This window comes from Nonomuraea monospora, from assembly GCF_039531895.1.
Taxonomy (GTDB): domain Bacteria; phylum Actinomycetota; class Actinomycetes; order Streptosporangiales; family Streptosporangiaceae; genus Nonomuraea; species Nonomuraea monospora.
Genome location: NZ_BAAAQX010000001.1, coordinates 395,824 through 420,698, shown reverse-complemented (window position 1 = coordinate 420,698; position 24,875 = coordinate 395,824). Strand labels below are relative to the sequence as shown.

General features: G+C 71.1%; 23 protein-coding genes and 1 pseudogene. 11 read left to right on the top strand and 13 right to left on the bottom strand.

Annotation, left to right across the window (positions count from 1 at the left end; genetic code table 11):
• The first annotated feature begins 92 nt into the window (after positions 1 to 92).
• Both ABD331_RS01985 and ABD331_RS01980 read left to right on the top strand, forming a co-directional pair.
• Complete coding sequence (locus ABD331_RS01985) at positions 93 to 2,939, top strand: helix-turn-helix transcriptional regulator (RefSeq protein ID WP_344470423.1); 2,847 nt, start codon at positions 93 to 95, stop codon at positions 2,937 to 2,939.
• Between the two features lie 3 nt (positions 2,940 to 2,942).
• The gene (locus ABD331_RS01980; protein WP_344470421.1) at positions 2,943 to 3,836 is read left to right on the top strand and encodes an alpha/beta fold hydrolase; all 894 of its coding nucleotides are present in this window, start codon (positions 2,943 to 2,945) and stop codon (positions 3,834 to 3,836) included.
• Here ABD331_RS01980 and ABD331_RS01975 read toward each other — a convergent pair.
• A complete protein-coding gene (locus ABD331_RS01975) occupies positions 3,833 to 4,318 on the bottom strand; it encodes a glutathione peroxidase (protein WP_344470419.1) in 486 nt (161 codons plus the stop codon). The two genes, ABD331_RS01980 and ABD331_RS01975, sit on opposite strands and share 4 nt — an antisense overlap.
• Positions 4,319 to 4,506: 188 nt before the next feature.
• On the opposite strand from ABD331_RS01975, the gene ABD331_RS01970 reads away from it, so the two are divergent.
• Both ABD331_RS01970 and ABD331_RS01965 read left to right on the top strand, forming a co-directional pair.
• The gene (locus tag ABD331_RS01970; RefSeq protein ID WP_344470417.1) at positions 4,507 to 4,902 is read left to right on the top strand and encodes an aggregation-promoting factor C-terminal-like domain-containing protein; all 396 of its coding nucleotides are present in this window, start codon (positions 4,507 to 4,509) and stop codon (positions 4,900 to 4,902) included.
• A gap of 337 nt (positions 4,903 to 5,239) precedes the next feature.
• Complete coding sequence (locus ABD331_RS01965) at positions 5,240 to 5,719, top strand: aggregation-promoting factor C-terminal-like domain-containing protein (protein ID WP_262379406.1); 480 nt, start codon at positions 5,240 to 5,242, stop codon at positions 5,717 to 5,719.
• A gap of 27 nt (positions 5,720 to 5,746) precedes the next feature.
• Here the strand turns inward: ABD331_RS01965 and ABD331_RS01960 are convergent, their stop codons facing one another.
• Positions 5,747 to 6,394: a TetR/AcrR family transcriptional regulator C-terminal domain-containing protein gene (locus tag ABD331_RS01960; RefSeq protein WP_344470414.1), complete on the bottom strand. Its 648-nt coding sequence runs from the start codon at positions 6,392 to 6,394 to the stop codon at positions 5,747 to 5,749.
• Positions 6,395 to 6,491: 97 nt separating this feature from the next.
• Here ABD331_RS01960 and ABD331_RS01955 point away from each other — a divergent pair, with 97 nt between their 5' ends.
• Positions 6,492 to 7,613, top strand: a complete 1,122-nt coding sequence (locus ABD331_RS01955; protein ID WP_344470412.1) for a ferritin-like domain-containing protein — start codon at positions 6,492 to 6,494, stop codon at positions 7,611 to 7,613.
• Positions 7,614 to 7,650: 37 nt separating this feature from the next.
• Positions 7,651 to 8,235, top strand: a pseudogene (locus tag ABD331_RS60870) (NACHT N-terminal helical domain 7-containing protein); the annotation flags it as partial.
• A gap of 2,325 nt (positions 8,236 to 10,560) precedes the next feature.
• On the opposite strand, the gene ABD331_RS01950 reads toward ABD331_RS60870, so the two are convergent.
• Both ABD331_RS01950 and ABD331_RS01945 read right to left on the bottom strand, forming a co-directional pair.
• The gene (locus ABD331_RS01950; RefSeq protein ID WP_344470410.1) at positions 10,561 to 11,874 is read right to left on the bottom strand and encodes a sensor histidine kinase; all 1,314 of its coding nucleotides are present in this window, start codon (positions 11,872 to 11,874) and stop codon (positions 10,561 to 10,563) included.
• 36 nt (positions 11,875 to 11,910) lie between these two features.
• Entirely contained in the window at positions 11,911 to 12,390 is a 480-nt protein-coding gene (locus tag ABD331_RS01945; RefSeq protein WP_344470408.1) for a nucleoside deaminase, read from the bottom strand.
• Positions 12,391 to 12,578: 188 nt separating this feature from the next.
• Between ABD331_RS01945 and ABD331_RS01940 the strand changes: the two genes are divergently transcribed.
• Positions 12,579 to 14,303, top strand: a complete 1,725-nt coding sequence (locus tag ABD331_RS01940) for an ABC transporter ATP-binding protein (protein WP_344470406.1) — start codon at positions 12,579 to 12,581, stop codon at positions 14,301 to 14,303.
• On the top strand, positions 14,300 to 16,147 hold the full coding sequence (locus ABD331_RS01935; protein WP_344470404.1) for an ABC transporter ATP-binding protein: 1,848 nt from the start codon (positions 14,300 to 14,302) through the stop codon (positions 16,145 to 16,147). The genes ABD331_RS01940 and ABD331_RS01935 overlap by 4 nt, the downstream gene beginning before the upstream one ends.
• Here ABD331_RS01935 and ABD331_RS01930 read toward each other — a convergent pair.
• From ABD331_RS01930 to ABD331_RS01905, 6 genes are all read right to left on the bottom strand, one after another.
• Complete coding sequence (locus ABD331_RS01930; RefSeq protein ID WP_344470402.1) at positions 16,144 to 16,566, bottom strand: hypothetical protein; 423 nt, start codon at positions 16,564 to 16,566, stop codon at positions 16,144 to 16,146. The two genes, ABD331_RS01935 and ABD331_RS01930, sit on opposite strands and share 4 nt — an antisense overlap.
• Before the next feature lie 125 nt (positions 16,567 to 16,691).
• Positions 16,692 to 16,994 (bottom strand): hypothetical protein, encoded by a 303-nt coding sequence (locus ABD331_RS01925; RefSeq protein ID WP_344470400.1) that lies wholly within the window; start codon positions 16,992 to 16,994, stop codon positions 16,692 to 16,694.
• A 57-nt stretch (positions 16,995 to 17,051) separates the two neighbouring features.
• Positions 17,052 to 17,387, bottom strand: coding sequence for a DUF202 domain-containing protein (locus tag ABD331_RS01920; protein ID WP_344470398.1), 336 nt, complete (start codon positions 17,385 to 17,387; stop codon positions 17,052 to 17,054).
• A gap of 4 nt (positions 17,388 to 17,391) precedes the next feature.
• The gene (locus ABD331_RS01915; RefSeq protein WP_344470397.1) at positions 17,392 to 17,718 is read right to left on the bottom strand and encodes a YidH family protein; all 327 of its coding nucleotides are present in this window, start codon (positions 17,716 to 17,718) and stop codon (positions 17,392 to 17,394) included.
• A 58-nt stretch (positions 17,719 to 17,776) separates the two neighbouring features.
• Entirely contained in the window at positions 17,777 to 18,163 is a 387-nt protein-coding gene (locus ABD331_RS01910; protein ID WP_344470396.1) for a hypothetical protein, read from the bottom strand.
• 9 nt (positions 18,164 to 18,172) lie between these two features.
• Positions 18,173 to 19,138, bottom strand: a complete 966-nt coding sequence (locus ABD331_RS01905) for an alpha/beta fold hydrolase (RefSeq protein ID WP_344470395.1) — start codon at positions 19,136 to 19,138, stop codon at positions 18,173 to 18,175.
• Positions 19,139 to 19,359: 221 nt separating this feature from the next.
• Between ABD331_RS01905 and bla the strand changes: the two genes are divergently transcribed.
• The 3 genes from bla to ABD331_RS01890 are packed head-to-tail and all read left to right on the top strand — an operon-like array spanning position 19,360 to position 22,850.
• Positions 19,360 to 20,292 carry a class A beta-lactamase gene (gene bla, locus ABD331_RS01900; RefSeq protein ID WP_344470394.1) on the top strand — a complete coding sequence of 311 codons (933 nt, stop codon included), beginning with the start codon at positions 19,360 to 19,362 and terminating at the stop codon, positions 20,290 to 20,292.
• Positions 20,292 to 22,430 carry a transglycosylase domain-containing protein gene (locus ABD331_RS01895; RefSeq protein ID WP_344470393.1) on the top strand — a complete coding sequence of 713 codons (2,139 nt, stop codon included), beginning with the start codon at positions 20,292 to 20,294 and terminating at the stop codon, positions 22,428 to 22,430. Before bla ends, ABD331_RS01895 begins: the two co-directional genes overlap by 1 nt.
• Positions 22,431 to 22,451: 21 nt before the next feature.
• On the top strand, positions 22,452 to 22,850 hold the full coding sequence (locus ABD331_RS01890) for a hypothetical protein (protein ID WP_344470392.1): 399 nt from the start codon (positions 22,452 to 22,454) through the stop codon (positions 22,848 to 22,850).
• Between the two features lie 6 nt (positions 22,851 to 22,856).
• On the opposite strand, the gene ABD331_RS01885 is transcribed toward ABD331_RS01890, so the two are convergent.
• Genes ABD331_RS01885 through ABD331_RS01875 form a run of 3 tightly spaced genes read right to left on the bottom strand, consistent with a single transcriptional unit; the run spans position 22,857 to position 24,870 of the window.
• The gene (locus ABD331_RS01885; protein ID WP_344470391.1) at positions 22,857 to 23,399 is read right to left on the bottom strand and encodes a DinB family protein; all 543 of its coding nucleotides are present in this window, start codon (positions 23,397 to 23,399) and stop codon (positions 22,857 to 22,859) included.
• Positions 23,400 to 23,452: 53 nt separating this feature from the next.
• Positions 23,453 to 24,022, bottom strand: coding sequence for a GntR family transcriptional regulator (locus tag ABD331_RS01880; RefSeq protein WP_344470390.1), 570 nt, complete (start codon positions 24,020 to 24,022; stop codon positions 23,453 to 23,455).
• 44 nt (positions 24,023 to 24,066) lie between these two features.
• Entirely contained in the window at positions 24,067 to 24,870 is an 804-nt protein-coding gene (locus ABD331_RS01875) for a class I SAM-dependent methyltransferase (RefSeq protein WP_344470389.1), read from the bottom strand.
• Positions 24,871 to 24,875: the final 5 nt, after the last annotated feature.

Below are 24,875 nucleotides of genomic sequence, written 5' to 3'. Positions count from 1 at the left end.
TCCTCAGCTCCTCTCTACGGGCAGTCGATACCCAGAGTGACCGGACGTGTACCTTTCGTACGACATTCGTCCCGGCCCTACAGTGGGCGTTTGTGCTGTTCGGAAGAGCGGCGGAGCTCGCCGCCATCGATGACGTGATCTCCCGCGCCCGCGACGGCGCGGGCGCGGCGCTCGTGCTGCGCGGCGAGGCCGGCGTGGGCAAGACGGCCCTGCTGGACGCGGCCGCGACCCGGGGCGGCGGCATGCGGGTGCTGCGCACGACCGGCGTCGAGCCCGAGTCCGACCTCGCCTTCGCCGCCCTGCACCAGCTCCTGCGGCCCGCGACCGCGCTGCTGGACGCGCTGCCCGCGCCGCAGCGGGCGGCCGTGAGCGGGGCGCTCGGGCTGGGCGGGGGCGCCGGCGGGGATCGGTTCCTGCTGGCGGCGGGGGTGCTGTCACTGCTGGCCGAGGCTGCGGCGGTGGACGGGCTCGTGTGCGTGGTGGACGACTTCCAGTGGGTGGACCGGGCGTCGGCGGACGCGCTGCTGTTCGCGGCCAGGAGGGTGCGGACGGAGCGGATCGCGATGCTGCTGGCGGTGCGGGGGGACGCGCCGGCGGTCAAGGGGGTGCCGTCGCTGGCGGTCGGAGGGCTGGGTGAAACAGCGGCGGCCGAACTCCTGGACGGTGCGCGGGGCGGTGCGATCGCGCCTGCCGTCAAGCGGGCGCTGGTGTCGCTGACCGGCGGCAACCCCCTGGCCCTGCGCGAGACCGTACGCAGGCTGAGCCCCGGCCAGCTCACCGGCCGCGAGCCCCTGCCCGACCCCCTGCCGGGCGGGACACGCCTGTTCGGGGAGCAGGTGGCGGCCCTGCCCTGGAGCACCCGGCAGGTGGCCCTGCTGGCGTCCGTCGAGAGCGACCTCGACGTGCTGCTGCGCGCCGCCGAACGGGTCGGCGCGGGCCGGGACGCGCTGCACGAGCTGGAGACGATCGGCCTGGCCCGCATCGAGGGCACGTCCGTACGTTTCCGCCACCCGCTCATCCGCTCAGCCGTGCACGAGGCCGCCACCCCGGCGGACCGCCGCGAGGCCCACCGCGTGCTGGCGGCGGAGGCGGAAGGGGATCGCCGCGCCTGGCACCTGGCGGCGGCGACGCTGGGCCAGGACGAGACGGTCGCCGCCGCCCTCGCCGGCACCGCCGCGCGGGCCCGCGACCGAGGCGGTTACGGCGACGCCGCCACCGCCCTGGTCAGGTCCGCCGAGCTGACCCCCGGCCCGGCGGCGCGGGCCGTCCGGCTCAAGGACGCCGCGGTGGCCGCGTGGCTGGGCGGCCGTCCGGGGCAGGCGGAGTCCCTGCTGGCCGAGGCGCGGGAGTACGCGGGCGGGGATGCGGGGCTGGGGATGGAGCTGGCCCAGTTGCGCGGCCGGTTCGAGCTGAACTCCGGCAACGCGGCGGAGGCCGTGCGGATCCTGGGCGCGGGCGACAGCCTGGGCATGCTGGCGGACGCCGCCGAGGCGGCCTCGTACGTGGGTGACACCGCCGCCATCGTCGAGGTCGGCCGTCGTGCGGCTCGCCACCCGGAGGGCTTCCTGCGTGACGTGCTGACCGGCATCGGCCTGACCCTCTCAGGCGCCACCCCCACTGCAGCACATCACCCCGACACTGCGCACGCCCCTCAGGTGCCCGCACACCTCTCCGGCAGTGCGCACGACACTCAAGGGCCCGCACACCTCTCCGGCAGTGCGCACGACACTCAGGGGCCCGCACACCCCCACGAAACCGCCCACACCCTCCTCAGGCGTGCCCTGTCCAGAACCGGGGAGCTGACCGACGCGGCCGGGTTCCTGTGGGCGACGGCGGCGGCCAGTTACCTGGGCGAGGCCGACCTGTCGGCCGAGCTGGCGGCGCGGGCGGGCCGGGTGGCGCGGGTGTCGGGCATGGTGGGCCAGCTCCCCGTGGTGCTGGAGTTCGTGGCCACCGCCGACCGGATCGCCGGCCGCCTGGCGGAGAGCCAGGCCGTCTCGGAGGAGGGCCTGGAGCTGGCACGGGAGGCCGGCTACACCAACACGGTGGCCGCCCACCTGGCCAACCTCGCCGTCCTGGCCGCGCTGCGCGGCGACGAGGACGAGTGCCGCCGCCTGGCCCAGGAGGCGCTGGCCATCGCGCTCCCCCACCGGGTGGGCATGCGCGCGGGCGTGGCCGCGTACGCGCTGGCCATGCTGGACCTGGGGATGGGCCGGTTCGCCGCGGCGCACGACCGGTTCATGGCGATCGCGGTGGCCGGGCCTGGCGCCGGGCATCCGACGATCGTGTGGCGCTCGACGCCGGACCGGATCGAGGCCGCCGTCGGGGCGGGCGATCTGGAGGCGGCCGGGGCGGCGCTGGAGGCGTACGAGCGGTGGTCGGCGAACGCGGCCACGCCTGAGGCTCGTGCCTTGCTGGCGAGGTGCCGGGCTCAGGTGGCGGGTGGCCTGTCGGGCTTCGAGGAGGCGCTGGGGCTGCACACGAACCCGTACGAGGCGGCCAGGACCGCGCTGCTGCTGGGTGAGCGGCTGCGCAGGGCGCACCGGCCTGGGGACGCGCGTGCACACCTGCGGCTGGCGTTGGAGACGTTCCAGCGCTCGGGAGCGCGGCCGTGGGCGCGGCGTGCGCAGGGCGAGCTCCGGGCGGCGGGCACGACCACCGGCGCAGGGCCAGACACGGGCGCAGTCGCGAGCACGGGAGGTGAGGTCGTGGAGGGGGCGGCGCTGGAGGTGCTGACGCCGCAGGAGCTGCGCATCGCCGGGCTGGTCGCCGACGGCCTGTCCAGCAAGGAGATCGCCGCCCAGCTCTTCCTCAGCCCCCGCACCGTCGAGTACCACCTCTACAAGATCTACCCGAAGCTCGGCATCGGCACCCGTACTGAACTCGCGCGACTGGTAGTTCTACGGAAGGCACCCGTAACCGGACAGGACATGCTGTGACACATGCATGACGACATCTGGAGCGAAGAGTTCGGCGCCATCACCGACGAGCCGATTCTGCTGATCATGGGTTCGATGTCGCAGGGTGTCCTGTGGCCGGACGAGTTCGTGGGCAGGCTGACCGCCGGGGGCCGCCGGGTGATCCGGTACGACCACCGCGACACGGGCCGCTCCCGCACCGTGGACTTCGAGAAGGAGCCGTACACCTGGGAGGACATCAAGGACGACGTGCTGCGGGTGATGGACGCGCACGGGCTGGAGAGCGCTCATCTGGTCGCCCATTCGGCGGGCGGCCTGCTGGGCCAGCTCATCGCGGTGGAGCAGCCGGAGCGGGTGCGGACGCTCACCGTCATCGGCTCCTCGCCGCTCGGCGGAGGCGAGGGCGCGGTGATCATGCGAGCGCTGATGGGTCAGCCGCAGCCGGAGGGCAGCCTGCCGGAGCCGGCGCCGGAGTTCGTGGCGTTCTTCCGCGAGCTGATCGCGTCCCCGCCGCCGGCGACGAGGCGGGAGCGGATCGAGGTGATGATCGCCGAGCAGCGGGTGCTGCACGGGACGGCGCTGCCGTTCGACGAGGACGCCGCCCGCCGCCTTCAGGAGCGCGTCTACGACCGGGCCCGCGACCTGGACGCCGTGGCCAACCACCGGCTGGCCGCGGCGGCGCGTCCCGACTTCGAGCCGGTTGGGGTGTTGCACCTGGTCAAGGCGCCGACTCTGGTGGTCGAGGGCACGCACGAGCCGGCCAAGCCCGGGCACGGGGCGATCATCGCGGAGCTGATTCCGGGTGCGCGGCTGCTGATGATCGAGGGCATGGGGCACACGCTGCCGCCGGAGGTGCACGAGGAGCTGGCGGAGGCCGTCCTCACCCACACCTCACCGACGACGACGCCGGATCGCTAGAGGAGCTGCTCGATCGCCGAGGTGATCGCCGGGTCGTCAGGAGCGGTGCGGGGCCGGAAGCGGGCGACGACCCGCCCTTCCCCGTCGACCAGGAACTTCTCGAAGTTCCACTGCACGTCCCCCGCCTCTCCCTGCTCATCGGCCGTCCGCACCAGCTCGGCGTACAGCGGATGCCGTCCGGGCCCGTTGACCTCGGACTTCTCCAGCAGCGGGAAGTCCACGCCGTAGGTGGTGGCGCAGAAGTGCTGGATCTCGGCGGCGGTGCCGGGCTCCTGTCCGGCGAACTGGTTGCACGGCATGCCGATGACGGTGAAGCCGCGCGGGCCGTACTCCTCCTGGAGCTTGACCAGGCCGGTGTATTGCGGGGTGAGCCCGCATCTGGAGGCCACGTTGACGATGAGGGCGGGCTTGCCCGCCGTCAGGTCGGCGAGCGTGGTCGGGTCGTTCGTCAGGGTGCGAAGCGGGATGTCGCTGAGGCTCATGATTCTGACCCTACAGAACGAGTCAGGCCAGAAATGTGACGCAGTCCTCATTTTTCAGACAAACACGCAAGAAAAGGTATATATCGAGATCTTTACTGACGATCTTCGTTTCCTTGGTCAAGTGGCTGTAAAGGTGACCGATCGGGCAGGGTGGCGCGGTCCACGAACCCCCTCGAAAGGGATCCCGCATGCCCATGCTCCGCCGTACCGGCGTCCTGGTCCTGACCGCCACCTTGGTGGCGGCGGGCGGCGCCTCGGCCGCACAGGCGCAGAGCTCCCAGACCAGCGGCAGGAACAAGGCCATCGCCAAGGTCATGGTGGCCGCGCGTGGCTGGGACAGCTCCCAGTTCAGGTGCCTGGTGAAACTCTGGCACCGAGAGAGCGGATGGAACCACCGCGCCGGCAACGGCTCCGGCGCCTACGGCATCCCGCAGGCGCTCCCCGGCCACAAGATGGCCTCCTCAGGACGTGACTGGCGGACCAACCCGCGCACCCAGATCAAGTGGGGCCTCGGCTACATCAAGCAGCGCTACGGTTCGCCGTGTCGCGCCTGGGGGCACTTCCAATCCCACGGTTGGTACTGAGCCAAACCCCAGGCTTGCTCGCTATTTCCGGCAAGGGCCGCCCAATCAGGCGGCGGACCGGGCAAAACCGGCCCTGCGAGCAGCCCCTTTATCCGCAACGGTCACACAAACACCTGTCCTTCGCGTGTCTTGGTGTATGACCCGGCGTGACAGCGCGTAATAGGAATCGTGCTAGAGGACACGTCGCGGTGCCCTCCGGGCCGCCCAGCACGACCGGGCGGAGGCAAGATGCGTCCCGGAGGGCCGCGCGGACTCTCCGCGTCCGAGCCACGGACGCGGACGGCGGGGCGCCCGTTGAGGGCGCCTGTCCGCACGCGACCCGACAGCAAGGATCGCCTTGGACAGCAAACGCGTTTTCAGCGGCACGCTCGTTTCCGTCACCGCGTTCACCGCACTGACCGCCGCACTCAGCACCACCGACAGCGCATGGGCGGCCACGCCCGACTCGAGACAGCCGATCAGGACCGGGATCTGGACCACGTCGGCGCAACCGAAGATGGCGGCCGTCAGGCCCGCCAGCAGGAACAAGAAGATCGCCCTGGACCACGTCGTGCAGCGGGCCTGGAACTTCCGCGAGTTCCGCTGCCTGGACAACCTGTGGACCAGGGAGAGCAACTGGAACCACCGGGCGCTCAACCACTCGTCCGGCGCCTACGGCATCCCGCAGGCCCTGCCCGCGGGCAAGATGAGCGGCGCGGGCCGTGACTGGAAGGTCAACCCGGAGACCCAGATCCGCTGGGGTCTGGCCTACATCAAGGGGAGGTACGGCAGGCCTTGCGGCGCCTGGGGGCACTGGAAATCGCACAACTGGTACTAGCCGGCTCGGGAGGGCACCCCCGGCGGCTCACCGGGTGCCCTCCCTACGCCCCGCGTACGCCTCGATCGCCTTGATCAGCAGTTCGAGCCCGAACTCGAACTCCGCCTCGTGATCGCACTCGTCGAGCAGCGCCGACAGCGAGCTGACCTCAGGGAACAGCGCTGGATCCACCCCGTCGGCCCTGATCGTCCTGGTCTGCACGGGCGCGAACGTCGGCGTCACCCCGACCTCGCGCAGCAGCGAGCCGACGATGTAGGCGATGAACATCCGCAACATCCGCACCGCGTCGGCCCCGTCGAACCCGGCGCTGCGCAGCGTGGCCAGCGCCCGCTCGACGGGCAGCAGCCCGGCGGCGGAGTGCAGCTGCCGGCTGACCACGAGCATGGTGGAGCGCGGATAGTGGTGGGCGATCTGCCGGAACGCCCTGGCCTGCATGCGGACCCGGTCGGTCCAGTGGGCGTCGGGGTCGTCGGTGAACTCGATCTGGCTCAGCACCGACTCGGCCACCCCGTCGAGCAGGGCGTCCTTGCCGGGCACGTGGTTGTAGAGCGACATGACGCCCACACCCAGCTCGGCCGCGATGCGGCGCATGGAGATCGCGTCGGCGCCCTCCCGCTCGATGAGGTCGATGGCCGCGGCGACGATGCGTGCCCGGGAGAGGGGCTCGGAGCTCATAGCTCATTCTATTGACGGGCGTGCGGCGCGGGCGCAGGCTCGGAGCACGCACGTACGGTGTACGTGGACCCCCCGCAGACCCCCCATCGGAGGTCCCATGTCGACCCACGAGCTCTACACCATCCCCGCCGGGCTCTCCACGTGGAACGTCGAGATGTCCGGCGCGAGCCGCTTCACCTGGGAGTACGACGACGGCCGGGATCGCATGCTCGCCCTCTACCAGAAGGGCAAGGACAAGCAGTGGGACTCGGTCAAGCGCATCGACTGGGACCTGGAGGTGGACCCGTACGACGTGCTCGGCGTCCCCGACCAGACGATCGCCATCTACGGCACCCCGCTGTGGGAGCGGATGAGCCCCGCGATGCGCAAGGACGTGCGGCTGCACGGCGCGGCCTGGCAGTTCTCCCAGTTCCTGCACGGCGAGCAGGGCGCGATGATCTGCTCGGCCAAGATCGTGGAGTCGGTGCCCGACCTGGACTCCAAGTTCTACGCCGCCACCCAGACCATGGACGAGGCCCGCCACGCCGAGACCTACGCCCGTTTCCTCCAGGAGAAGGTGGGCCTGGCCTACCCGATCAACGAGCACCTCAAGTCGCTGCTCGACAGCACGCTCAGCGACTCCCGCTGGGACATGCCCTACCTCGGGATGCAGGTGCTCATTGAGGGGCTGGCGCTGGCGGCGTTCGGTGTGATGCGCGACATCACCACCAAGCCGCTGCCCAAGCAGATCCTCTCGTACGTGATGCAGGACGAGGCCAGGCACGTCGCCTTCGGCCGGATGGCGCTGCGCGACCACTACCGCGGCCTGTCGGAGACCGAGCTGCGCGAGCGCGAGGACTTCGTCATCGAGGGCTGCTACCTGATGCGCGACCGGCTGCGCGGCAGGGAGACGTGGGAGTACCTGGGGCTGTCGAAGGCCGAGGTGGAGGAGGCCATGGAGGCCACCGACCGCTCCGACTACCTGCGGGCGTTCCGCTCGCTGCTGTTCAGCCGGATCGTGCCGTGCGTGAAGGACATCGGGCTGTGGAGCCCGCGGCTGCGGCAGGCGTACGCGGACATGGGGGTGCTGGAGATGGCGGGGCAGTCGCTGGACGCGCTGATGCGGCAGGACGAGGAGATCGCCGACCGGATCGACGCGGAGCGCTTCGCGGCCGAGGAGGCGTCGCGGCACGCCGAGGTGACGGAGACGATCGCACTCGGCGCCGAGTCCCAGGTTTGAGCGGCGCGCTCCCACTGGTTTTCGGCAGACTTGGGGCGTGCGGCAGATCATCAGCTACCGGGACGCCGTGGCGCTGCTCGGCGGGCCCACCGCGATCACGGACGTCCTGGACAAGGTGACGTGCCTGGCGTTGTTCGGAACGGGCGCGATCGACCTGTTCGACGCGCGGGCCGAGGCGGTGCGACTGGGGGACGCGTTCCTGCGCGGGCTGCGCGACAAGGTCAAGGGCCTGAGCCGGTACGACTCGACGCAGCGGCTGGCGGCGGCGCATTCCGTCATCGTGGTGGCCGCGTTTCTGGACGTTCTGCGCGAGGTGGACGTGCTGCGCGACCTCACTCCCGAGGATCAGCGCAGGATCACCGATTCGAGCGACTTGGCAGAGAACCACATCTGGTTGCCGAGCCCCGCCCACCCGTTCGAGGAGGTGCTGAGCGATCTTGAAGCTGTCTATCAGATGCACACTTCCGAACTGGTCTCGTTCCTCAAAGGGCTGCGCCGCTGGGACACCTGGGACGAGACCACGCGCGACCGGCTGAGCACGGACATCCCCGCGCGTGCGCTCCGCCGCTACGAGGAGTTGTTCCGCCGCCTGGTCGCCGACTTCCCCGAGGTGGCGTGCTGGTCCGACCGCATCGACCACCAGGCGACCCGCGCCGAGATCAGGCAGCTCGGCCGCGGGCTGGCCGGGATCCAGGAACACCTGGCCAGGGTCCCGCCGACGAGGAGCCCGTCCGACCGGCTGGCGGTGCTGATCCGGTCGAACAGGGCAGCGCTCGGGAGTCCGATCGTCAGCGCCGCACGCACGCCGAGGGGGATGACCATCCCCACGCTGGAGCAGGGCTACGTGAATCCCGCGTATCGCGTGCACCAGGCGGAGGAGACCTGGGCCGGGCTGCCCCGCCGCAACGACCTGGACGCCTTCCTGGCCGGTCATCTCACGCTTCCGCAGGCCACGGCCGACCCTCTCCTGGTGCTCGGCCAGCCGGGCGCGGGCAAGTCGGTGCTGACGCGCGTGCTGGCGGCCCGGCTGCCCGCCGCCGAGTTCCTGCCCCTCAGGGTGGAGCTGCGCGACGTGCCCGCCGACAGCGACGTGCTCGCGCAGATCGAGCACGGCATCAGGGCGGCGCTGGACGAGCCGATGTCCTGGCCCGAGTTCGTGCACGCGGGCGGCGGCGCGCTCCCTGTCGTCATGCTGGACGGCTTCGACGAGCTGCTCCAGGCGACCGGTGTCAACCAGACCGACTACCTGGAGCGGGTCGCCCGGTTCCAGCGCGACCAGGCGGACAAGGGGCGGGCGCTGGCGGTCGTGGTCACGTCCAGGACGGCGGTCGCGGACCGGGCGCGGCTGCCCGCGGGCACGTTCGTGATCCGGCTGGAGCCCTTCGACGACGACCAGATCAGCCAGTGGGTGACCACCTGGAACCACGACAACGACGGATATTTCCGGGAACGCGGCCTGCGGCCACTGCCCATGGACAAGGTGCTGGCCGTGCGGAAGCTCGCCGGGCAACCCCTGCTCCTGCTCATGCTGGCCCTGTACGACGCCGACGCGAACGCCCTGGGCAAACTGCCCGACAACGCCCACGAGGCGGAGCTGTACGAGCGGCTGCTGCACGACTTCGCCGTCCGCGAGGTGGGCAAGACCCGCCCCGGGCTCACGGACGCCGACCTGGAGCGGGCCGTGGAGGACGAGCTGCTGCACCTGTCGATCACCGCGTTCGCGATGTTCAACCGGGGCCTGCAGTGGATCGCCGAGCCCGACCTCGACGCCGACCTGCGGACGCTGCTGGGCCAGGAGACCCGGCGGCACCAGGGGCTGCGCCGCCCGGTGAGCCGCGCGGAAGGGGTCATCGGCGGCTTCTTCTTCGTCCACACCTCGCGGGCGCTGCGCGACGACGAGCGGCTCAAGACCTACGAGTTCCTGCACGCCACGTTCGGCGAGTACCTGGTCGCCCGCCTGGTCGTCAGGGAGCTGGCGGACATGGCGCAGGAGCTGGCGTCCGCCGAGTCCCGCCGCCGCCCCACCCGGCCGGACGACGCCTACCTGCGCGCGCTGCTGTCGTTCGCGGCGCTCACCGTCCGCGCCCCCACCGTGGACTTCCTCAGGCACGGCCTGCACCGCACCGTCCCGCCCGGCGAGCGCCCGCTGCTGACGAGGTACCTGTGCGAGCTGTTCTCCGACTCGCTCCTGTCCAGGCCCGGCTCGGCTTATGACGCCTATCAGCCGGTACGGGCGGAGCTGACCGCCCAGTGCGCCGTCCACAGCGCCAACCTGCTGCTGCTCGCCGTGCTGTCGGCGGACGAGCCGCTGGCGGGCACGGAGCTGTTCCGCACCGAGCAGCCGGAGCACGCCAACGAGCGGTGGCGCAGGATCGCCCGCCTCTGGCACTCCCAGCTCAGCAGGGCCGAGTGGGACGCGCTCATCCACACGTTGCACGTCCGGCACTTCCTGCGCGACGACGACACCAGGGTGTTCCGGGTCGCCTTCGACCGCAGGCCGGTCTTCGAGTCCCACGACCTGGTCTTCTTCACCTGGCCCGCGCCTGCCACGAACCCTGCCAGATTCCGGGCGCCCGGCATGAGTTGGATGCGGGAGATCTCCTTTCGTGACGACACCACGCTCGGGCATCTCTTCGCGAACCTCTATCCCTATGTGACAGAGATCGACGCGAACTTGGCCGCCCATCCGGAGAGCCCCGTCGCGAACCTCCTGGCGGTCCTGCTGAGCGACTCTCCGAACGTCGAGAAGTTCGCCCGGGCCCTGCGGAGGGCGACGACCCTGGAGTACCTGGACCGCGTGCTGAAACAGCTCGAACAGGACGCCCCCCTCATGCCGGGTGACGACGTGCTGACTCTGCTGGAGATAGCTGCCGACAGCGATCGCCGCACCCTCATGCTCCGCGCCCTGGCGGACCGCCCGGACGTCGACCGTGACAAGGTGGCGGCGCTACTCGCGCGGCAAGGTCAGGATCAGCCGGGTCCGCGTCCCCCCGCCTACCGTGAGGTCCCCGCCGTGCGCCCTGGCGATGTCCCTGGCGATGGGCAACCCGAGCCCGCTCCCCCCGGTGTCCCATGACCGGGTCCGATCCAGCCGGGTGAACCGCTCGAACACCCGCTCCCGCATCTCCTCGGGAATTCCCGGCCCGTCATCGGCCACCTCCATCACCACCTCACCCCCGGCCCCCCGCACCGAGACCCACACGGCCGTGTCCCCGTACCGGTCGGCGTTGGACAGCAGGTTCGTCAGGATCCTGGCCAGCCGCAACCGGCTCCCCGCCACGTACAGGCCCGGCTCCACGCACAGCGTCACGGGCAGCCGCGCGGGCCGCCGCGCCACCTCCTCCTCCACCAGCCGCCCCAGGTCCACCCGCTCGCGGCCGATCTCCGTGCCGGCGTCCAGCCGGGCCATCAGCAGCAGGTCGCCGACGATGTCGGACAGCCGCTGGGCGTCGGACATGGCCGCCCGCCAGTCGGCCTCGGTCCGCTCGTCGAGCCCGGCCTCCAGGCGTACGAGCAGGCCGGCGATCGGTGAGCGCAGCTCGTGCGAGGCGTCGGAGACGAAGCGGCGGTGCCGCTCGACGGCGTCCTCCAGCCGCCCCAGCGTGTCGTTGACGGTGCCGGCGAGCGCGGCCACCTCGTCCCTGTTGGACGGCACCTCGACCCGGATGCTGAGGTCCTCGGCGTTGATGCGTTCGAGGCCGCGCCGGATGCGTTCGACGGGCGCCAGCACCCGGCCGACCCCGAACCAGGCGGCCCAGCCCAGCATCGCCACGAGGACGGCGCCGGAGCCGTACAGGACGGCGGGCAGGAAGGACGAGCGCAGCAGGAACGGCTCCCGGATGGCGGCGTAGGCCACGGCGGGCCCGTAGACGGTGGCGCGGTTGCTGGTGCCCACCACGACCATGCAGCCCCAGGGGTGGCACACCCGGTCGCTGACGCGCGAGTCGCCGCCGGTGGGCCGGGCGGAGGTGAGCGGGGGGCGACCGGTGAGGGCGGCGCTGGCGGCCACGACCTGGCCGTCGGCGTTCACGACCTGGAGGAGGCCGACGTTCTCCTGCGGCGGGATGGAGCCGGTGAAGCGGGTGCGGTCGATGATCGTGGTGATGCGGCGGCTGGCCTTGTCGGCCTGTTCGACGAGGTCGGCGCGGGCCCGCACCGGGTACATCATCGAGATCGCGGTCACGCCGCCCATGATGAGGATCCCGAACGCCACCACCGTCGCGATCGTCACCCTGGCCCTGATGGAGCGACCGTGCACCATACGTCCGACTGTGCCACGAAGAGTACAAACCGCAGGTCAAATACGTGTGTGAAAGCGGCGGTGCAGCTCGCGGACCTCGTCGGCCAGCTCGGGCACGGGCCCTTCGACGATCACGTCCGGCGCGATCTCGGCGACCGGCAGCGTGCGCACCGGCGGCGCGGGCACGCCCAGCTCGCTCAGCCAGCCGGCGAGCTGGGCCGAGGAGGCGGCGTACACGATGCGGCCGAGCCCCACCCAGGCGTGCGCGGCGGCGCACATGGGGCAGTGCTCGCCGGAGGTGTAGACGGTGGCGGCGGCCCGCTGCTCGGGCGTCAGGTGCTCGGCGGACCAGCGGGCCAGGGCGAACTCCGGGTGCCTGGTGCGGTCGCCGGAGGCCACCCGGTTGTGGTCCTCGGCCAGCACGGCGCCGTCTCCGGAGACGAGCACGGAGCCGAACGGCTCGTCGCCGATCTCCAGCGCCCGGGTGGCCAGCTCGACGCAGCGCCGCAGGTACGGCAGCTCGGTTGGTGCGATCACAATGAACTCCAAGGTAGGTAACGGCCCGCCGAAAGTGCATGAACATTCATGTTTTCGCACGTCATGTACGAAAGTCCGCCCCTGGGGCCACAGAAAATCGGTTGATCCCACGTATTAGCCTAGAAGGGATGCCTCCCGATACGCACAAACCTCGCCGTCCCCTGCTGTCTTCCAACTCCCTGTGGCGGATGAAGCCGTATCTCCGCCCGTACGTCACCAGACTGATCATCATCTGGTTGACCGCACTCGTCGGTGTCGCCCTCGTCATCGTCTTCCCGCTGATCATCAAGACGGTCATCGACGGGCCCGTCGAACACGGTGACTCCGGAGCGCTGCTGCCCCTCGGGCTGCTCGCGATCGGCGTCGGCGCCCTGGAGGCGCTGCTCATCCTGTTCCGGCGCTACATCCAGGTCAAACCGGTGCTCGGCCTGGAGACCGCCGTCCGCGACGACCTGTACGAGCACCTGCAACGCCTGCCCATGGGCTTCCACGGAGACTGGCAGTCCGGGCAGCTCTTATCACGGGCCACGACGGACCTGTCGACGATCCGTCGTTTCCTCGGCTTCGGCGCCCTGTTCCTGGTCATGAACGTGCTGCAGGTCATCACGGTCACCGTGCTGCTGCTGAACATGTACTGGCCGCTGGGCCTGCTGGTGCTGGCCTCGGTCGTGCCGATCGTGTGGACGTCGCAGCGCTTCGAGAAGCGCTACATCAAGATCTCCCGCCAGGTCCAGGACGAGCAGGGCGACCTCGCCACGCTCGTCGAGGAGTCGGCGATCGGCATCCGCACCATCAAGGCGTTCGGCCGCCGCCACCACGTCTACGACCAGTACGACGACGCGGCGCGCAAGGTCTACGGCTCCTCGATGGACAAGGTGCGCCTGTCGGCCAAGTTCTTCTCCTTCCTGGAGATCGTCCCCAACATCACGCTGGCCCTGGTGCTGCTGATCGGGGCGCTGGCGGTCGGCTCGGGCGAGCTGACGCTGGGCGCGCTGATCGCCTTCACCACGCTGATGCTGCAGCTCGTCTGGCCCGTGGCCAGCCTCGGCTACCTCCTGGTCATGGCGCAGGAGGCGATGACCTCCGCCGACCGGCTCATGGAGGTCATGGACACCGTCCCGGCCATCGAGGGCGGCACCGGCACGATCGAGGAGCCGCGCGGCCACCTGCGCTTCGAGGGGGTCGGCTTCCGCTTCGCCGACTCCGAGGAGCCGGTGCTGCGCGACGTCTGGCTGGAGGTCCGGCCGGGCGAGACGGTCGCCGTGGTCGGCCCGACAGGAGCGGGCAAGACCACGCTGACCGCGCTGGTGCCCCGCCTGATCGACCCCACCTCCGGGCGGGTCACGATCGACGGGCACGACGTACGAGACCTCGACCTGAAAACCCTGCGCTCGGTGGTCGCGACCGCGTTCGAGGAGCCCACGCTGTTCTCGATGAGCGTGCGCGAGAACCTGATGCTCGGCCGGCCCGACGCCACCGAGGAGGAGCTGGCGCAGGCCATCCGGACGGCGCAGGCGATGTTCGTCCACGACCTGCCGTGGGGCCTCGACACCCGCATCGGCGAGCAGGGGCTGTCCCTGTCCGGCGGGCAGCGGCAGCGGCTCGCCCTGGCCAGGGCGGTGCTGAGCAAGCCGCGCATCCTCGTGCTCGACGACACGCTGTCGGCGCTCGACGCCGAGACCGAGGCGCTGGTGGAGGAGGCGCTGCGGCACGTGCTGCGTGACGCGACCGGCATCGTGGTCGCGCACCGCGCCTCCACCGTGCTGCTGGCCGACAAGGTGGCGTTGCTGCGCGACGGCACGATCACGCATGTCGGGCAGCACCGCGAGCTGCTGGCGCGGGTTCCGGAGTACCGGGAGCTGCTGGCGCAGGACGCCGACCTCGACGACGCGGCGGAAGGGGCGCTTCGATGACCGCGACGGTTCAGGAGGAAAAGAGCGACTCCTGGCGCGGAGTCGCCTCCGAGGATCAGGAGGAGCTGTCGGACAAGGTGTCCGTGCTGCTGCGGGAGCGCTCCCGGCGGCTGCTCGGCGACCTGCTGCGGCCGTACAGGAAGCGGATCGCGCTGCTCGTACTGATCATCGTGGTCTCCAACGCGGCCGGGCTGTCGATCCCCTACCTGGTCTCGGTGGGCATCGACTCGGGCATCCCGCCGATCACCAAGGGCCTGGGGTCCGAGGTGCTGGTGACGGTGGTCGGGGTGATCCTGGTCGCGGCGGTCACGCAGGCGCTCACCCGGCAGGCGTTCCTGCGGCTGATGGGCGCGGTCGGCCAGAGCATCCTGCTGACGCTGCGCAGGAGGGTGTTCGACCACTTCCAGCGGCTGTCGCTGAGCTTCCACGAGCAGTACACGTCGGGCCGGGTGATCTCCCGGCTGACCTCGGACATCGAGGCCATCGCCGAGCTGGTGCAGTCGGGTTTCGACGCGCTGGTCAAGGCCGTGCTGACGCTGGTGGGCACGGCGGTGCTGCTGCTGGTGCTGGACGTGCACCTCGGCCTGGTGGCGCTGATCCCGATCCCGCTCCTGCTGCTGTTCACCAAGTGGTTCCAGCGGCAGTCGGCCATGGTGTACCGGCGGACGCGCGAGACGGTCGCCTTGGTGATCGTTCACTTCGTGGAGTCGATGATCGGCATCCGGGCGGTGCAGGCGTTCCGCAGGGAGCCGCGCAACCAGGAGATCTTCGAGCAGCTCAACGACGACTACCGCGACGCGAACGCGCGCAGCATGATCCTCGGCGCGACGTTCATGACCGGCGTCAAGCTGATCGGCAACATGACGATCGGCGCGGTGCTGCTCTACGGCGGCTACCTGGCCCTGCGCGGCGAGGTCTCCCCCGGCGTGCTGGCCGGCTTCATGCTGTACCTGCGTTCGTTCTACGAGCCGATGCAGGAGATCAGCCAGTTCTACAACACGCTGCAGTCGGCGGGCGCGGCGCTGGAGAAGCTGTCGGGCGTGCTGGAGGAGGAGCCGGCCGTGCCCGAGCCGCGCGAGCCGCAGGCGCTGCCGCAGGGCAGGGCGCGCGGCAAGGTGCGCTTCGACGGCGTCGAGTTCGCCTACGTCAAGGAGATGCCGATCCTGCCGCATCTCGACCTGACGATCCCGGCGGGGCAGTCGGTGGCGCTGGTCGGCGCGACGGGCGCGGGCAAGACGACGCTGGCCAAGCTCATCTCCCGCTTCTACGACCCGACGGACGGGCGGGTGCTGCTCGACGGCGTGGACCTGCGCCGCCTCGACGAGCCGGCGCTGCGCCAGGCCGTGGTCATGGTGACGCAGGAGAACTTCCTGTTCAACGGCACGGTCGCGGACAACATCAGGTTCGGCAAACCTGACGCGACCGACCGTCAGGTGCGCGAGGCGGCCAAGGCCATCGGCGCGCACGAGTTCATCTCGGGGCTGCCCCAGGGCTACGACACCGAGGTGGGCAAGCACGGCGGCCGGATGTCGGCCGGGCAGCGGCAGCTCGTCGCGTTCGCCCGCGCCTTCCTCGCCGACCCCGCCGTGCTGATCCTCGACGAGGCCACCTCCAGCCTGGACGTGCCGAGCGAGCGGCTGGTGCAGCGGGCGCTGCGCACGATCCTGGCCGAGCGCACGGCGCTGATCATCGCGCACCGGCTGTCGACCGTGGAGATCGCCGACCGGGTGCTGGTGATGGAGGGCGGCCGGATCGTCGAGGACGGGCCGCCCGCCCAGCTCATCGCCGCCGCGGGCCGGTTCGCCGGTCTGCACCGGGCCTGGCTGGAGAGCCTCAGCTCCTAGGGTCGCGGGTGCACGGCGGCCATGGCGCCGGCGTACAGCTCGTACCCGACGAACAGGGCCATCGGCACGCCCAGCGCGACCAGGAGCCTGCCGGGCAGGTGCGTCCGCTCCGTGACCGGAGCGGGCGGCCTGTCCGGCCAGGGCATGAGGACCGCTTCGGGCTCGGGCTCGGGCCGCCCGGGTGACCTGCTTCCCGCCGGGCACCCGGGCGGGAAGCAGGTCACCCGGTTCGCGCCGCAGGCCGGGCAGCAGGCGTCCGACCAGGGTGGCTGTACGGGAACCCCCGAGCTGAGCCAGATGTCGCCGTCGTTGCCGTAGGCGTCGCAGAGGTGCCTGACCACGAACTCCTCTTCCCAGACGTGCAGGCAGCGCAGGCATTCGAAGGGCCACGTCTCGCAGGTGTCGAATCCGTCGGGCACAGGGACCGCCTTCGGCTCGTAGACCGCCGTGTCACTCCGAGTGTCCGTCCGATTACGATCGCCCCACAAGACGACTTTCTGACACCGTTGGCCAGAAAAGCCTTACCGGCTGTCAGATTGCACAGTCAGTACAGCGGCTTCGGCACCGGGCTGAGCAGCGGAGTCGCGTCGGGCACGATCGGCCCGACCGGCGGGATCAGCTCCGGGTGGCGGGTCAGGTAGCCGTAAGGGAACATGGTCGCCTGCTGGCAGCCGCACTGCGGGCAGATGGCGCCCGACGACGGCGGCGGCACGCGGAGCCCGGCGCTCAGCCAGACCTCGCCCTGGTTGCCGTGATCGTCCTCGCTGTGCCTGACGACGTAGTCCTCCTGCCAGACGTGCCAGCAGCCACGGCACTCGAAAGGCACGTTCCTGAGTTCCTCTTCCATCGAGGTCACCCCCTGATTTCGAGTGTCCACCCCCTGCTCGTCATCCCGCAACCAGGCTCATCTGATGGTGAGGACAAAGGTGACGGCGCCCGCGACCACGCCCAGCGTGCCGAGCCAGGCGAACAGCGCGTCGAGCCCGGCGTCCAGGGGCGTGCCGCCGTGCAGGGCGGCCTGCACGCGGCGGTAGCGCACCCCTGTCCTGATCAGCAGCACGCCGCCGCAGAGCGCGGCCAGGGCGAAGGCGGCGACGGCGAGCACGGGCAGGCCGTGCCGGGCCGCGAGCCCGGCCGCGCCGATCCCGCCGGTGGACAGCGCCACCGCCGTGCGCACCCAGGCCATCCGGGTGCGCTCGCTCTGCAGCCCCCGGTCCCAGATCTCCTCTTCTGACGTCATGAGGTCACGCGGACAGGATGATCAGGACGAGGGCCACGACGGCCACGGCGGCGACGCCGTACCCGAAGACGGCCGCCAGGGCGGGCGGCGGGAGCGGCGCCTCCTGGCGCAGCGCGCGCTGGATGTTGCGCCAGCGCGGGTAGGCCATGCCCGCCGCCAGCGCGGAGAGTGAGACCAGCACGATGGCCAGTGCGGTGCGGATCCAGGGCACGAACACGTCGGCCGGCACCGCCGCCATGGCCACCCCACCCGCGCTGAGCGCCAGCGCCGTGCTCAGCCAGGTGAGGAAGGTGCGTTCGTTGGCCAAGGTGAAACGCGGGTCGGGCTCCATGAGAAAAACGGTAATTCGTCCCTATTTCCCCTAGAGAAGCCGGGATTATCCCAGCGACTCAGCTACAGGCCTGGGCCACCTTCTCCACGTAGGCGGCGCTCTCCGTGGTGACCTTCTGCACCGCGTCCACGGCGTCGTTGGCGTCCTGGACGGAGATGCTGGTCAGCGTGCTGGCCATGCCGTCCGTGGCTTCCTTGAGTGTGGTGTTGGAGGCCTGGTCGGCCACCTCGTTCAGCTTGCCGGCGGCGTCGTCGATCGCCTTGTCCATGGCCTGGGGGTCGTTGGTGAGCTTGCTGATCTCCGCACCCAGCTCCGTGATTATCTTGGGGGCTTCGAGGCACGCCTGGGCCTTGTCGATCGTGCTGTTGACCTCGCTGCACCCGGCGGCGAGGACGCCTGCGGCGAACAGGGCCAGCGGCAGGAACCGGCTCTTGAGATGTCGCATGCCCCGACCCTACCCAAGCGCGGCGTCACCTGCGGTCACTCCGCGCAGCCAGTCGATCACCAATCTGTTCACCTCCTCCGGCCGCTCCTGCTGCACCCAGTGGCCGCAGCCGTCCAGGATGTGGGCGCCGGCCAGGCCGGGGAGCGTGCGGGGGAGCGCCTCGATGGCGCCGGCCATCCAGGTCGTGGTGGCGTCCAGCGCCCCGCCGACGAACAGCGCGGGCTGCGCGATCGGCGCGCCGTCCCAGGCCGCCAGGTCCTCCCAGTCGCGGTCCACGTTGCGGTAGCGGTTCAGCGCTCCGGTCAGGCCGGTGCGCTCGAACTCGCCCGCGTACACGTCCAGGTCGGTCTCCGTCAGCCACTCCGGCGGCGCGCCCTCGGGGAAACGGTCGCGCAACCGGCCGCCCCTGGGCACGAAGTAGGCGCCCTTCCCCTGCGCCGACAGGGCGCCGTAGAAGCCCGCCAGCCAGCCGCGCACGTCCGGCTCGATCTCCGCCTCGGCGCGGCCCTCCGCCTGGAAGTAGCTGACGTAGAACTCCTCGTCGCCGCCCATCGCCGCGAAGGAGTCGCTGGGGCGGTGCGGGCCGCGCGGCGCGTACGGGACGCTCAGCATGCCGACGGCCCGGAACAGGTCGGGCCGCAGCAGGGCGCTGTGGGCGGCGATCGCGGAGCCCCAGTCGTGCCCGACGATCACCGCCGCACGTTCGCCGAGCGCCCGCACCACGGCCACGTTGTCGGCCACGTGGGCCAGCATCCGGTAGTCCGCGACGCGGGCGGGCGCCGAGGAGCGGCCGTAGCCGCGCACGTCCACGGCCACCGCGCGGAAACCGGCCGCGGCCAGGGCGGGGAGCTGGTGGCGCCAGGAGTACCACGACTCGGGGAAACCGTGGACCAGCAGGACCAGCGGCCCCGCGCCCTGCTCGACCAGGTGGATCCGGCCGCCCGGCACCTCGACCAGGCGATGGGTCTGCGACATGTACGACCTCCGTTTTCGTCTTCGTGCACTATCCGCCGCGGAGGGCGCACCCGGGGAATTCCGTTGCCGTTTCGGCAAGGCCGGCTTCTCCTGATGTCATTGACCTGCACTCATACACCTTCGGATATCGCGCATTTCGCGATATCGCTATTAGACATCACGTGATCGCATCTGCTTTGCTCCTGACCTCCGGCACCCGACGACAGCGAGGACATGCACGCATGCGACACCCCCGCACCCGGCCCGCGCTCCAGGCAGCCGCGGCCCTGACCGCCTCCCTCCTGGCGGGCGGCGCGCTCACCACGGGCACCGCCTCCGCCGCCGTCCCCGTCGCCCAGCAGGCGGCGGCGCGGCCGGACGTGAAGAAGGAGCTGCGCGCGCTGGAGGCGTCCTTCAAGGGCCGCATCGGCGCGTACGCCATCGACACGGCGACCGGCGAGACGGTCGGCTACCGGTCGGGCGAGCGTTTCCCGCTGCTGTCCACGTTCAAGGCGCCGCTCTGCGCGGCGGCCCTGCACAAGGCCCGCACCTCCGAGCCTGGCCTGATGGACAAGGTCGTCAAGTGGACGGCCGACGAGCTCAAGCCCAACTCCCCCACCACGGAGAAGCACGTCGAGGACGGCCTGAGCGTCGCCAAGCTGTGCCAGGCGACCATCACCGAGAGCGACAACACCGCGGCCAACATGGTGCTCAAGCAGATCGGCGGCCCGGCCGGGCTGACGAGGTACTTCCGTTCACTCAAGGACCCGATCTCGCGGCTCGACCGCTACGAGACCGAGCTGAACGACTGGACCGCCAAGGAGCGCCGCGACACCACCACGCCCGCGGCCATCGCCCGTGACCTGCGCCTGCTCACGACGGGCGGCGCGCTGAAGGCCAAGGACCGCGAGCGGCTCAACGCCTGGCTGATCGCGAACAAGACCGGCGACGCCCGCATCCGCGCCGGGCTGCCGAAGACCTGGAAGATCGGCGACAAGACGGGCACGAACGGCGAGATCGGCGGCGCCAACGACATCGCCGTCGTGTGGCCGTCCGGGTCGTCCGGCGCCCCGATCATCCTGGCCGTCTACACCCACCGCTCGGTCGCCGCCGCCGACGACGCCGTCGTCGCGAAGACCGCCACCATCCTGGCCCGCGGGCTCGGCAGGCTCTGATGTCGCGTCGGGGGACGAACATGGTGCGCCTGGCCGCCGCGGGCGCGGCGGCCGGGCTGGTGGTGGCCGCGATCGCGGTCCCGGCGGTGGGGGGCGCCGGGCTCGGCTTCGTGACAGCGGCGGGCGAGGTCGACCTCAAGCCGCTCGACCTGGCCGAGCCGCCGCCCGCGGAGGTGACGATCGTGCGGGACGCGAAGGGCGGCGAGATCGCCCGCTTCTACGAGGAGTTCCGCGAGGTCGTCGGGTTCGGCGAGATCGCCGCGACGATGAAGACGGCCATCGTGGCGATCGAGGACTTCCGCTTCTACGAGCACGGGGCGATCGACGTCGAGGGCACGCTGCGCGCGCTGGCCACCAACCTGCAGTCGGGCAAGGTGAGCCAGGGCGGCTCCAGCATCACCCAGCAGTACGTCAAGCAGGTGCTGCTCAACTCGGCCGACACGCAGGCGGAGCGGAACGCGGCCGTCGAGGCGAGCTACGCGCGCAAGCTGAACGAGCTCCGGTACGCGATGGGCATCGAGAAGAAGTACACCAAGGACGAGATTCTCGCCAAATATCTGAACATCGCGTATTTCGGCGCGAGCGCGTACGGCGTCGAGGCGGCGGCCAAGCGCTTCTTCGGCGTCTCCGCGGCCGACCTGACGCTCCCCCAGGCCGCCACACTGGCCGGAGCCGTCCAGGATCCCAACGCCACCGACCCCAACCTGGGCAAGGAGCACCGCGAGCGGCTGCTCAACCGCCGCAACGTGGTCCTGGACCGGATGGCCGAGCTGGGGAAGATCACCGCCGCCGAGGCGGCCAAGGCGAAGGCCGCCAAGCTCGGCTACAAGGCCACCCGCATCCCGGGCGGCTGCGAGAGCAGCAAATATCCGTACTTCTGCCTCTACGTCCGCCACGAGATCCTCAGCAACCCGGACTTCGGCCGCACCGCCAAGGCCCGGCTGACGATGCTCAACCGCGGCGGCCTGACCATCACCACCACCCTCGACCCCGCCATGCAAGCCGCCGCCGACAAGGCGATCAAGAAGTACGTGCACCCGTCGGACGCCCCCGTCGCCGCCCAGGCCCTGATCAAACCCGGCACGGGCGCCATCAAGGCGATGGCGGCCAGCAGACGCTACGGCACCAGCGCCGCCAGGAACGAGATCTCCTACAACGTCGTGGCGAACACCGCGCACGGCGGCGGCATCGGCTTCCAGCCCGGCTCCACGTTCAAGACGTTCACCCTGATCACGGCCCTGCAACAGGGCATGAAGCTGGACGACGGCCTCGCCGCGGGCGCGGGCTACCGGGCTCCGGCGTACGCCACGTTCAAGACCTGCAAGGGCCAGAACGTCGGCGACCCGTCCCACACCGTCACCAACGACGAGGGCTCACCCGGCTGGAAGACCCTGCGGACCGGCACCTGGGACTCGGTGAACACGTTCTTCATGGAGCTGGAGGAGCGGGTCGGCCTCTGCGAGACGGTCAAGACGGCCAAGTCGCTCGGCATCCGGCGGGCGGACGGCAAGAAGCTGCAGGAGTACGAGACGTTCACGCTCGGCATCAACGAGTCCGACCCGGTGACGGTCGCCGCCGCGTACGCGGCGGTCGCGGCCCGCGGCGAGTACTGCGCCCCGCTCGCGATCACCCAGATCACCGACCGCGACGGCCGGACCACCCGCTACCGCCCGAAATGCCGCCAGGCCCTCGACCCGGCCATCGCGGACGCGACCGCCGAAGTCCTGTCGGGCGTCTTCACCGAGGGCACGATGAGCGGCGTCGGCGGCCTCGGCCGCGACGCGGCCGGCAAGACCGGCACCACCGACGACTACGCCTCGGCCTGGTTCGCCGGCTTCACCCCCGACCTGGCCGCCGCCGTCAGCCTCGGCGACCCGCGCGGCTCCCAGCAGTACAAGCTGACGGGCGTCACCATCGGGGGGCGGTACTACGGGGCTGTCCAGGGGGCCAGCATCCCCGGGCCCATCTGGCGCGACACCATGTCGGCGGCGTTGCGCGACGTGCCTGCCACGCCGTTCACCGCGATCGACACCTCCCGGTTCGAGGGGTGCTCGGACAGTTGCCGGCCGGCGAAGAAGCCCGCGGATGACGAGGCCACGCCGGAGGTGACGCTCACGCCTGAGGACATTCTGGAGTAGAGCGGCGTACAGAATGATCGTGTGACGACACAGGGCTCCGCGGCCGGCCACCTGCCCGCCAGCACGCGTATCGCGCGGTTCATCATGACGCTCCAGGTGGCCTTCGGCCTCGTGGGGATCGCCCTCGCGCTCTACGTCCTCATCACCTCCGGCTTCTCCGCCGGGATGCTGCTGCTCCTGATCCTTTCCGCCACCAGCACGGCGCTCACCGGATGGCTCCTGTCCCGCTGGGCGTCGCGCAAGAGGTCGGTGCGCTGGGGATCCGTCGCCCTCGCGGCGGCCATGTGCGGCGCGAGGGCCGCCATGGGCGTGCTCGACGACGGCAGTAGCTGGCTCGCTCTGCTCAGCTCCGTCGTGCTGTATCTCGCGATCGTCCTTCTGCTGGCCTTGCCCGCCGCAGGCCGGTGGTTCGACCGCTGACCCGCGTCACGGCTGGCGGAGCTGCGGAGCCTGGGCCGCGCGCAGCAGGCGTAGCTGGCCGATCTCGGTGACGTTCTTCATCAGCTCGGCGTTCACCCAGGCCACCATGTGCGCCACGGTGTGCCCGCCGTCCCGCGGCCACGGGAACGGGGCGGCGGCGTCCAGGTCGGCGTCGGTGAGCCGGTCCAGGACGGTCAGCCACTCCTCGCGCAGCCCGCGCAGCCAGGCCACGGTCCGCTCGCCGTCACCCGGCCAGGTGACCTCGGTCCTGTCGCGCGGCGTCCGCCCCTGGGCGTGATCGGTGGTGACGCTCAACCACCAGCCGACGTGCCAGCTCAGCCAGGCGATCGTGGGCACGGGAACGGGGTCGGGCTCGCTGTCCGCCCAGTCCGGCTCCCACCTTCCGGCGGGGTCGCGGCGCACGGTCCAGCAGTGCGGGGCGGGCTCCCAGCGGAAGTCGTCCTCCTCCAACCGTTCCAGGTGGTACTCGAACAACGACCAGGTGAGGTCGAACTGCCAGCGCAGCAACGCGCATCGGGACTCGGACATCGGCCGATGCTCGCACGTCCGGCCCGCGCCCGTAAATCGCATTACGGGCGGGCTCAGAACTCGTCGTGCCCGGAGACCTGGGTGATGGTGAAGACGTGCCGGCTCGCGGCGCAGATCGTCTCCAGGACGTGGACGGGCACGTCCTCGGCCGAGTAGCTCGCCCGCACCACGACCACGACCCACTCGCCGGGGTCCAGCTCCAGGGTATCCCGTTCGGACGGCGTAGGCGGCCGGGCGATCAGGCTCTCCTCCGCGCGGCCGAACGCGTGGCCGAGGGCGGTGAGCGCGGACTGCAGCGACGGCCGCACGAACTCGGGCTCGGCGAGCCTGGTGCCGCCGAACAGGTCGGCGCGGAAGTAGCTCGTCGCGACGCGTACGGGGACGTCGCCGACGGTCATCAGCTTGCGCCGCGCCACGACGTCCGTCTGCGGCTGCACCCGCAGGCAGGCCGCCACCTGGTCGCCGGCCGGCTCCGTCCCGACGTACAGCATGCGGCGGCCCGCGTTCAGCCCCTGGCTCCGCGCCTCGGCGAGGAACAGGGACGCGGAGCCGCGCACGGCGGGCTCCGTCGGCAGCGCGCGCCGCACGAGCACGCGCGGCGCGCCCGGCTTCGGGTCATCCATCGTCGCCTCCCCACAACTTCCGCAGGCACTCTAGTGCCCCGCCGTCAGAGGCCGGTACGCCGTGCGACGGTGAGCACGGCCGACCAGTGGCGGGTGAGCCTCCCGTCGGGACGGGCGGCGAGCCGGCGGCGGATCTCGCCGTAGAGTCGCTCGTTCTTGGCCGGGTCCATGGCGATGTGGCCGGAGAACGTGTCGAGCAGCGCGATGTACTCGTCGGCCGTGTAGCGCGCGGCCCACACGTACAGCTTCGTCGAGATCACCGTGAAGTGGCCGGACGCCTCGATCTCGGCGGCCATCGGGTCGGGCTGCTCCTCGGGCGGGGGCGGCGGCCACGGGCCGTCGTGCCTCTCCCCCAGCTCCTCGTACACCGGCTGGATCTCGTAGAAGAACGGGTCCACGTCGGCGGGGAACGCGTGGTCGGCGTTCCAGACGGCCAGGTGGCCGCCGTCGGCGAGCAGGCCGGCCGCCTTCGCGTACTTGACGTCCGCGTCCACCCACTTCCAGGCCGTGGCGGCGTAGACGAGGTCGAAGCGGGCGCCCGCCGGGGGCTCCCACTCCTCGAACGAGGACGTGATCACCGAGACGCCGGGGAAGGCGGCGAGCTGCTCGCGCGCCTTGGCCGCCAGCGCGCCGCCCAGCTCGATCGCGGTGATGCCGAACCCCATCCGGGCCAGCGGCAGGGTGGCCTTGCCCGGGCCGCAGCCGACCTCCAGCAGGTGCGCGGGCGGGGTGATCGCCGTGGTCGCGAGGAGGTCGGCGTACAGCTCGGGCGGGTAGTCGGGGCGGGCGGCCTGGTAGGTGGCGGCGGCGCGGTCGAAGGTGGCCCGTAGCGGAAGATCGCGATGCATGCTCC

Coding starts and splice junctions, on each gene's coding strand:
- ABD331_RS01980 (WP_344470421.1), top strand. CDS start 2,943: ATGCATGACGACATCTGGAGCGAAGAGTTCGGCGCCATCACCGACGAG.
- ABD331_RS01975 (WP_344470419.1), bottom strand. CDS start 4,318: ATGAGCCTCAGCGACATCCCGCTTCGCACCCTGACGAACGACCCGACC.
- ABD331_RS01970 (WP_344470417.1), top strand. CDS start 4,507: ATGCCCATGCTCCGCCGTACCGGCGTCCTGGTCCTGACCGCCACCTTG.
- ABD331_RS01960 (WP_344470414.1), bottom strand. CDS start 6,394: ATGAGCTCCGAGCCCCTCTCCCGGGCACGCATCGTCGCCGCGGCCATC.
- ABD331_RS01955 (WP_344470412.1), top strand. CDS start 6,492: ATGTCGACCCACGAGCTCTACACCATCCCCGCCGGGCTCTCCACGTGG.
- ABD331_RS01950 (WP_344470410.1), bottom strand. CDS start 11,874: ATGGTGCACGGTCGCTCCATCAGGGCCAGGGTGACGATCGCGACGGTG.
- ABD331_RS01940 (WP_344470406.1), top strand. CDS start 12,579: ATGAAGCCGTATCTCCGCCCGTACGTCACCAGACTGATCATCATCTGG.
- ABD331_RS01935 (WP_344470404.1), top strand. CDS start 14,300: ATGACCGCGACGGTTCAGGAGGAAAAGAGCGACTCCTGGCGCGGAGTC.
- ABD331_RS01925 (WP_344470400.1), bottom strand. CDS start 16,994: ATGGAAGAGGAACTCAGGAACGTGCCTTTCGAGTGCCGTGGCTGCTGG.
- ABD331_RS01920 (WP_344470398.1), bottom strand. CDS start 17,387: ATGACGTCAGAAGAGGAGATCTGGGACCGGGGGCTGCAGAGCGAGCGC.
- ABD331_RS01915 (WP_344470397.1), bottom strand. CDS start 17,718: ATGGAGCCCGACCCGCGTTTCACCTTGGCCAACGAACGCACCTTCCTC.
- ABD331_RS01910 (WP_344470396.1), bottom strand. CDS start 18,163: ATGCGACATCTCAAGAGCCGGTTCCTGCCGCTGGCCCTGTTCGCCGCA.
- ABD331_RS01905 (WP_344470395.1), bottom strand. CDS start 19,138: ATGTCGCAGACCCATCGCCTGGTCGAGGTGCCGGGCGGCCGGATCCAC.
- bla (WP_344470394.1), top strand. CDS start 19,360: ATGCGACACCCCCGCACCCGGCCCGCGCTCCAGGCAGCCGCGGCCCTG.
- ABD331_RS01895 (WP_344470393.1), top strand. CDS start 20,292: ATGTCGCGTCGGGGGACGAACATGGTGCGCCTGGCCGCCGCGGGCGCG.
- ABD331_RS01885 (WP_344470391.1), bottom strand. CDS start 23,399: ATGTCCGAGTCCCGATGCGCGTTGCTGCGCTGGCAGTTCGACCTCACC.
- ABD331_RS01880 (WP_344470390.1), bottom strand. CDS start 24,022: ATGGATGACCCGAAGCCGGGCGCGCCGCGCGTGCTCGTGCGGCGCGCG.
- ABD331_RS01875 (WP_344470389.1), bottom strand. CDS start 24,870: ATGCATCGCGATCTTCCGCTACGGGCCACCTTCGACCGCGCCGCCGCC.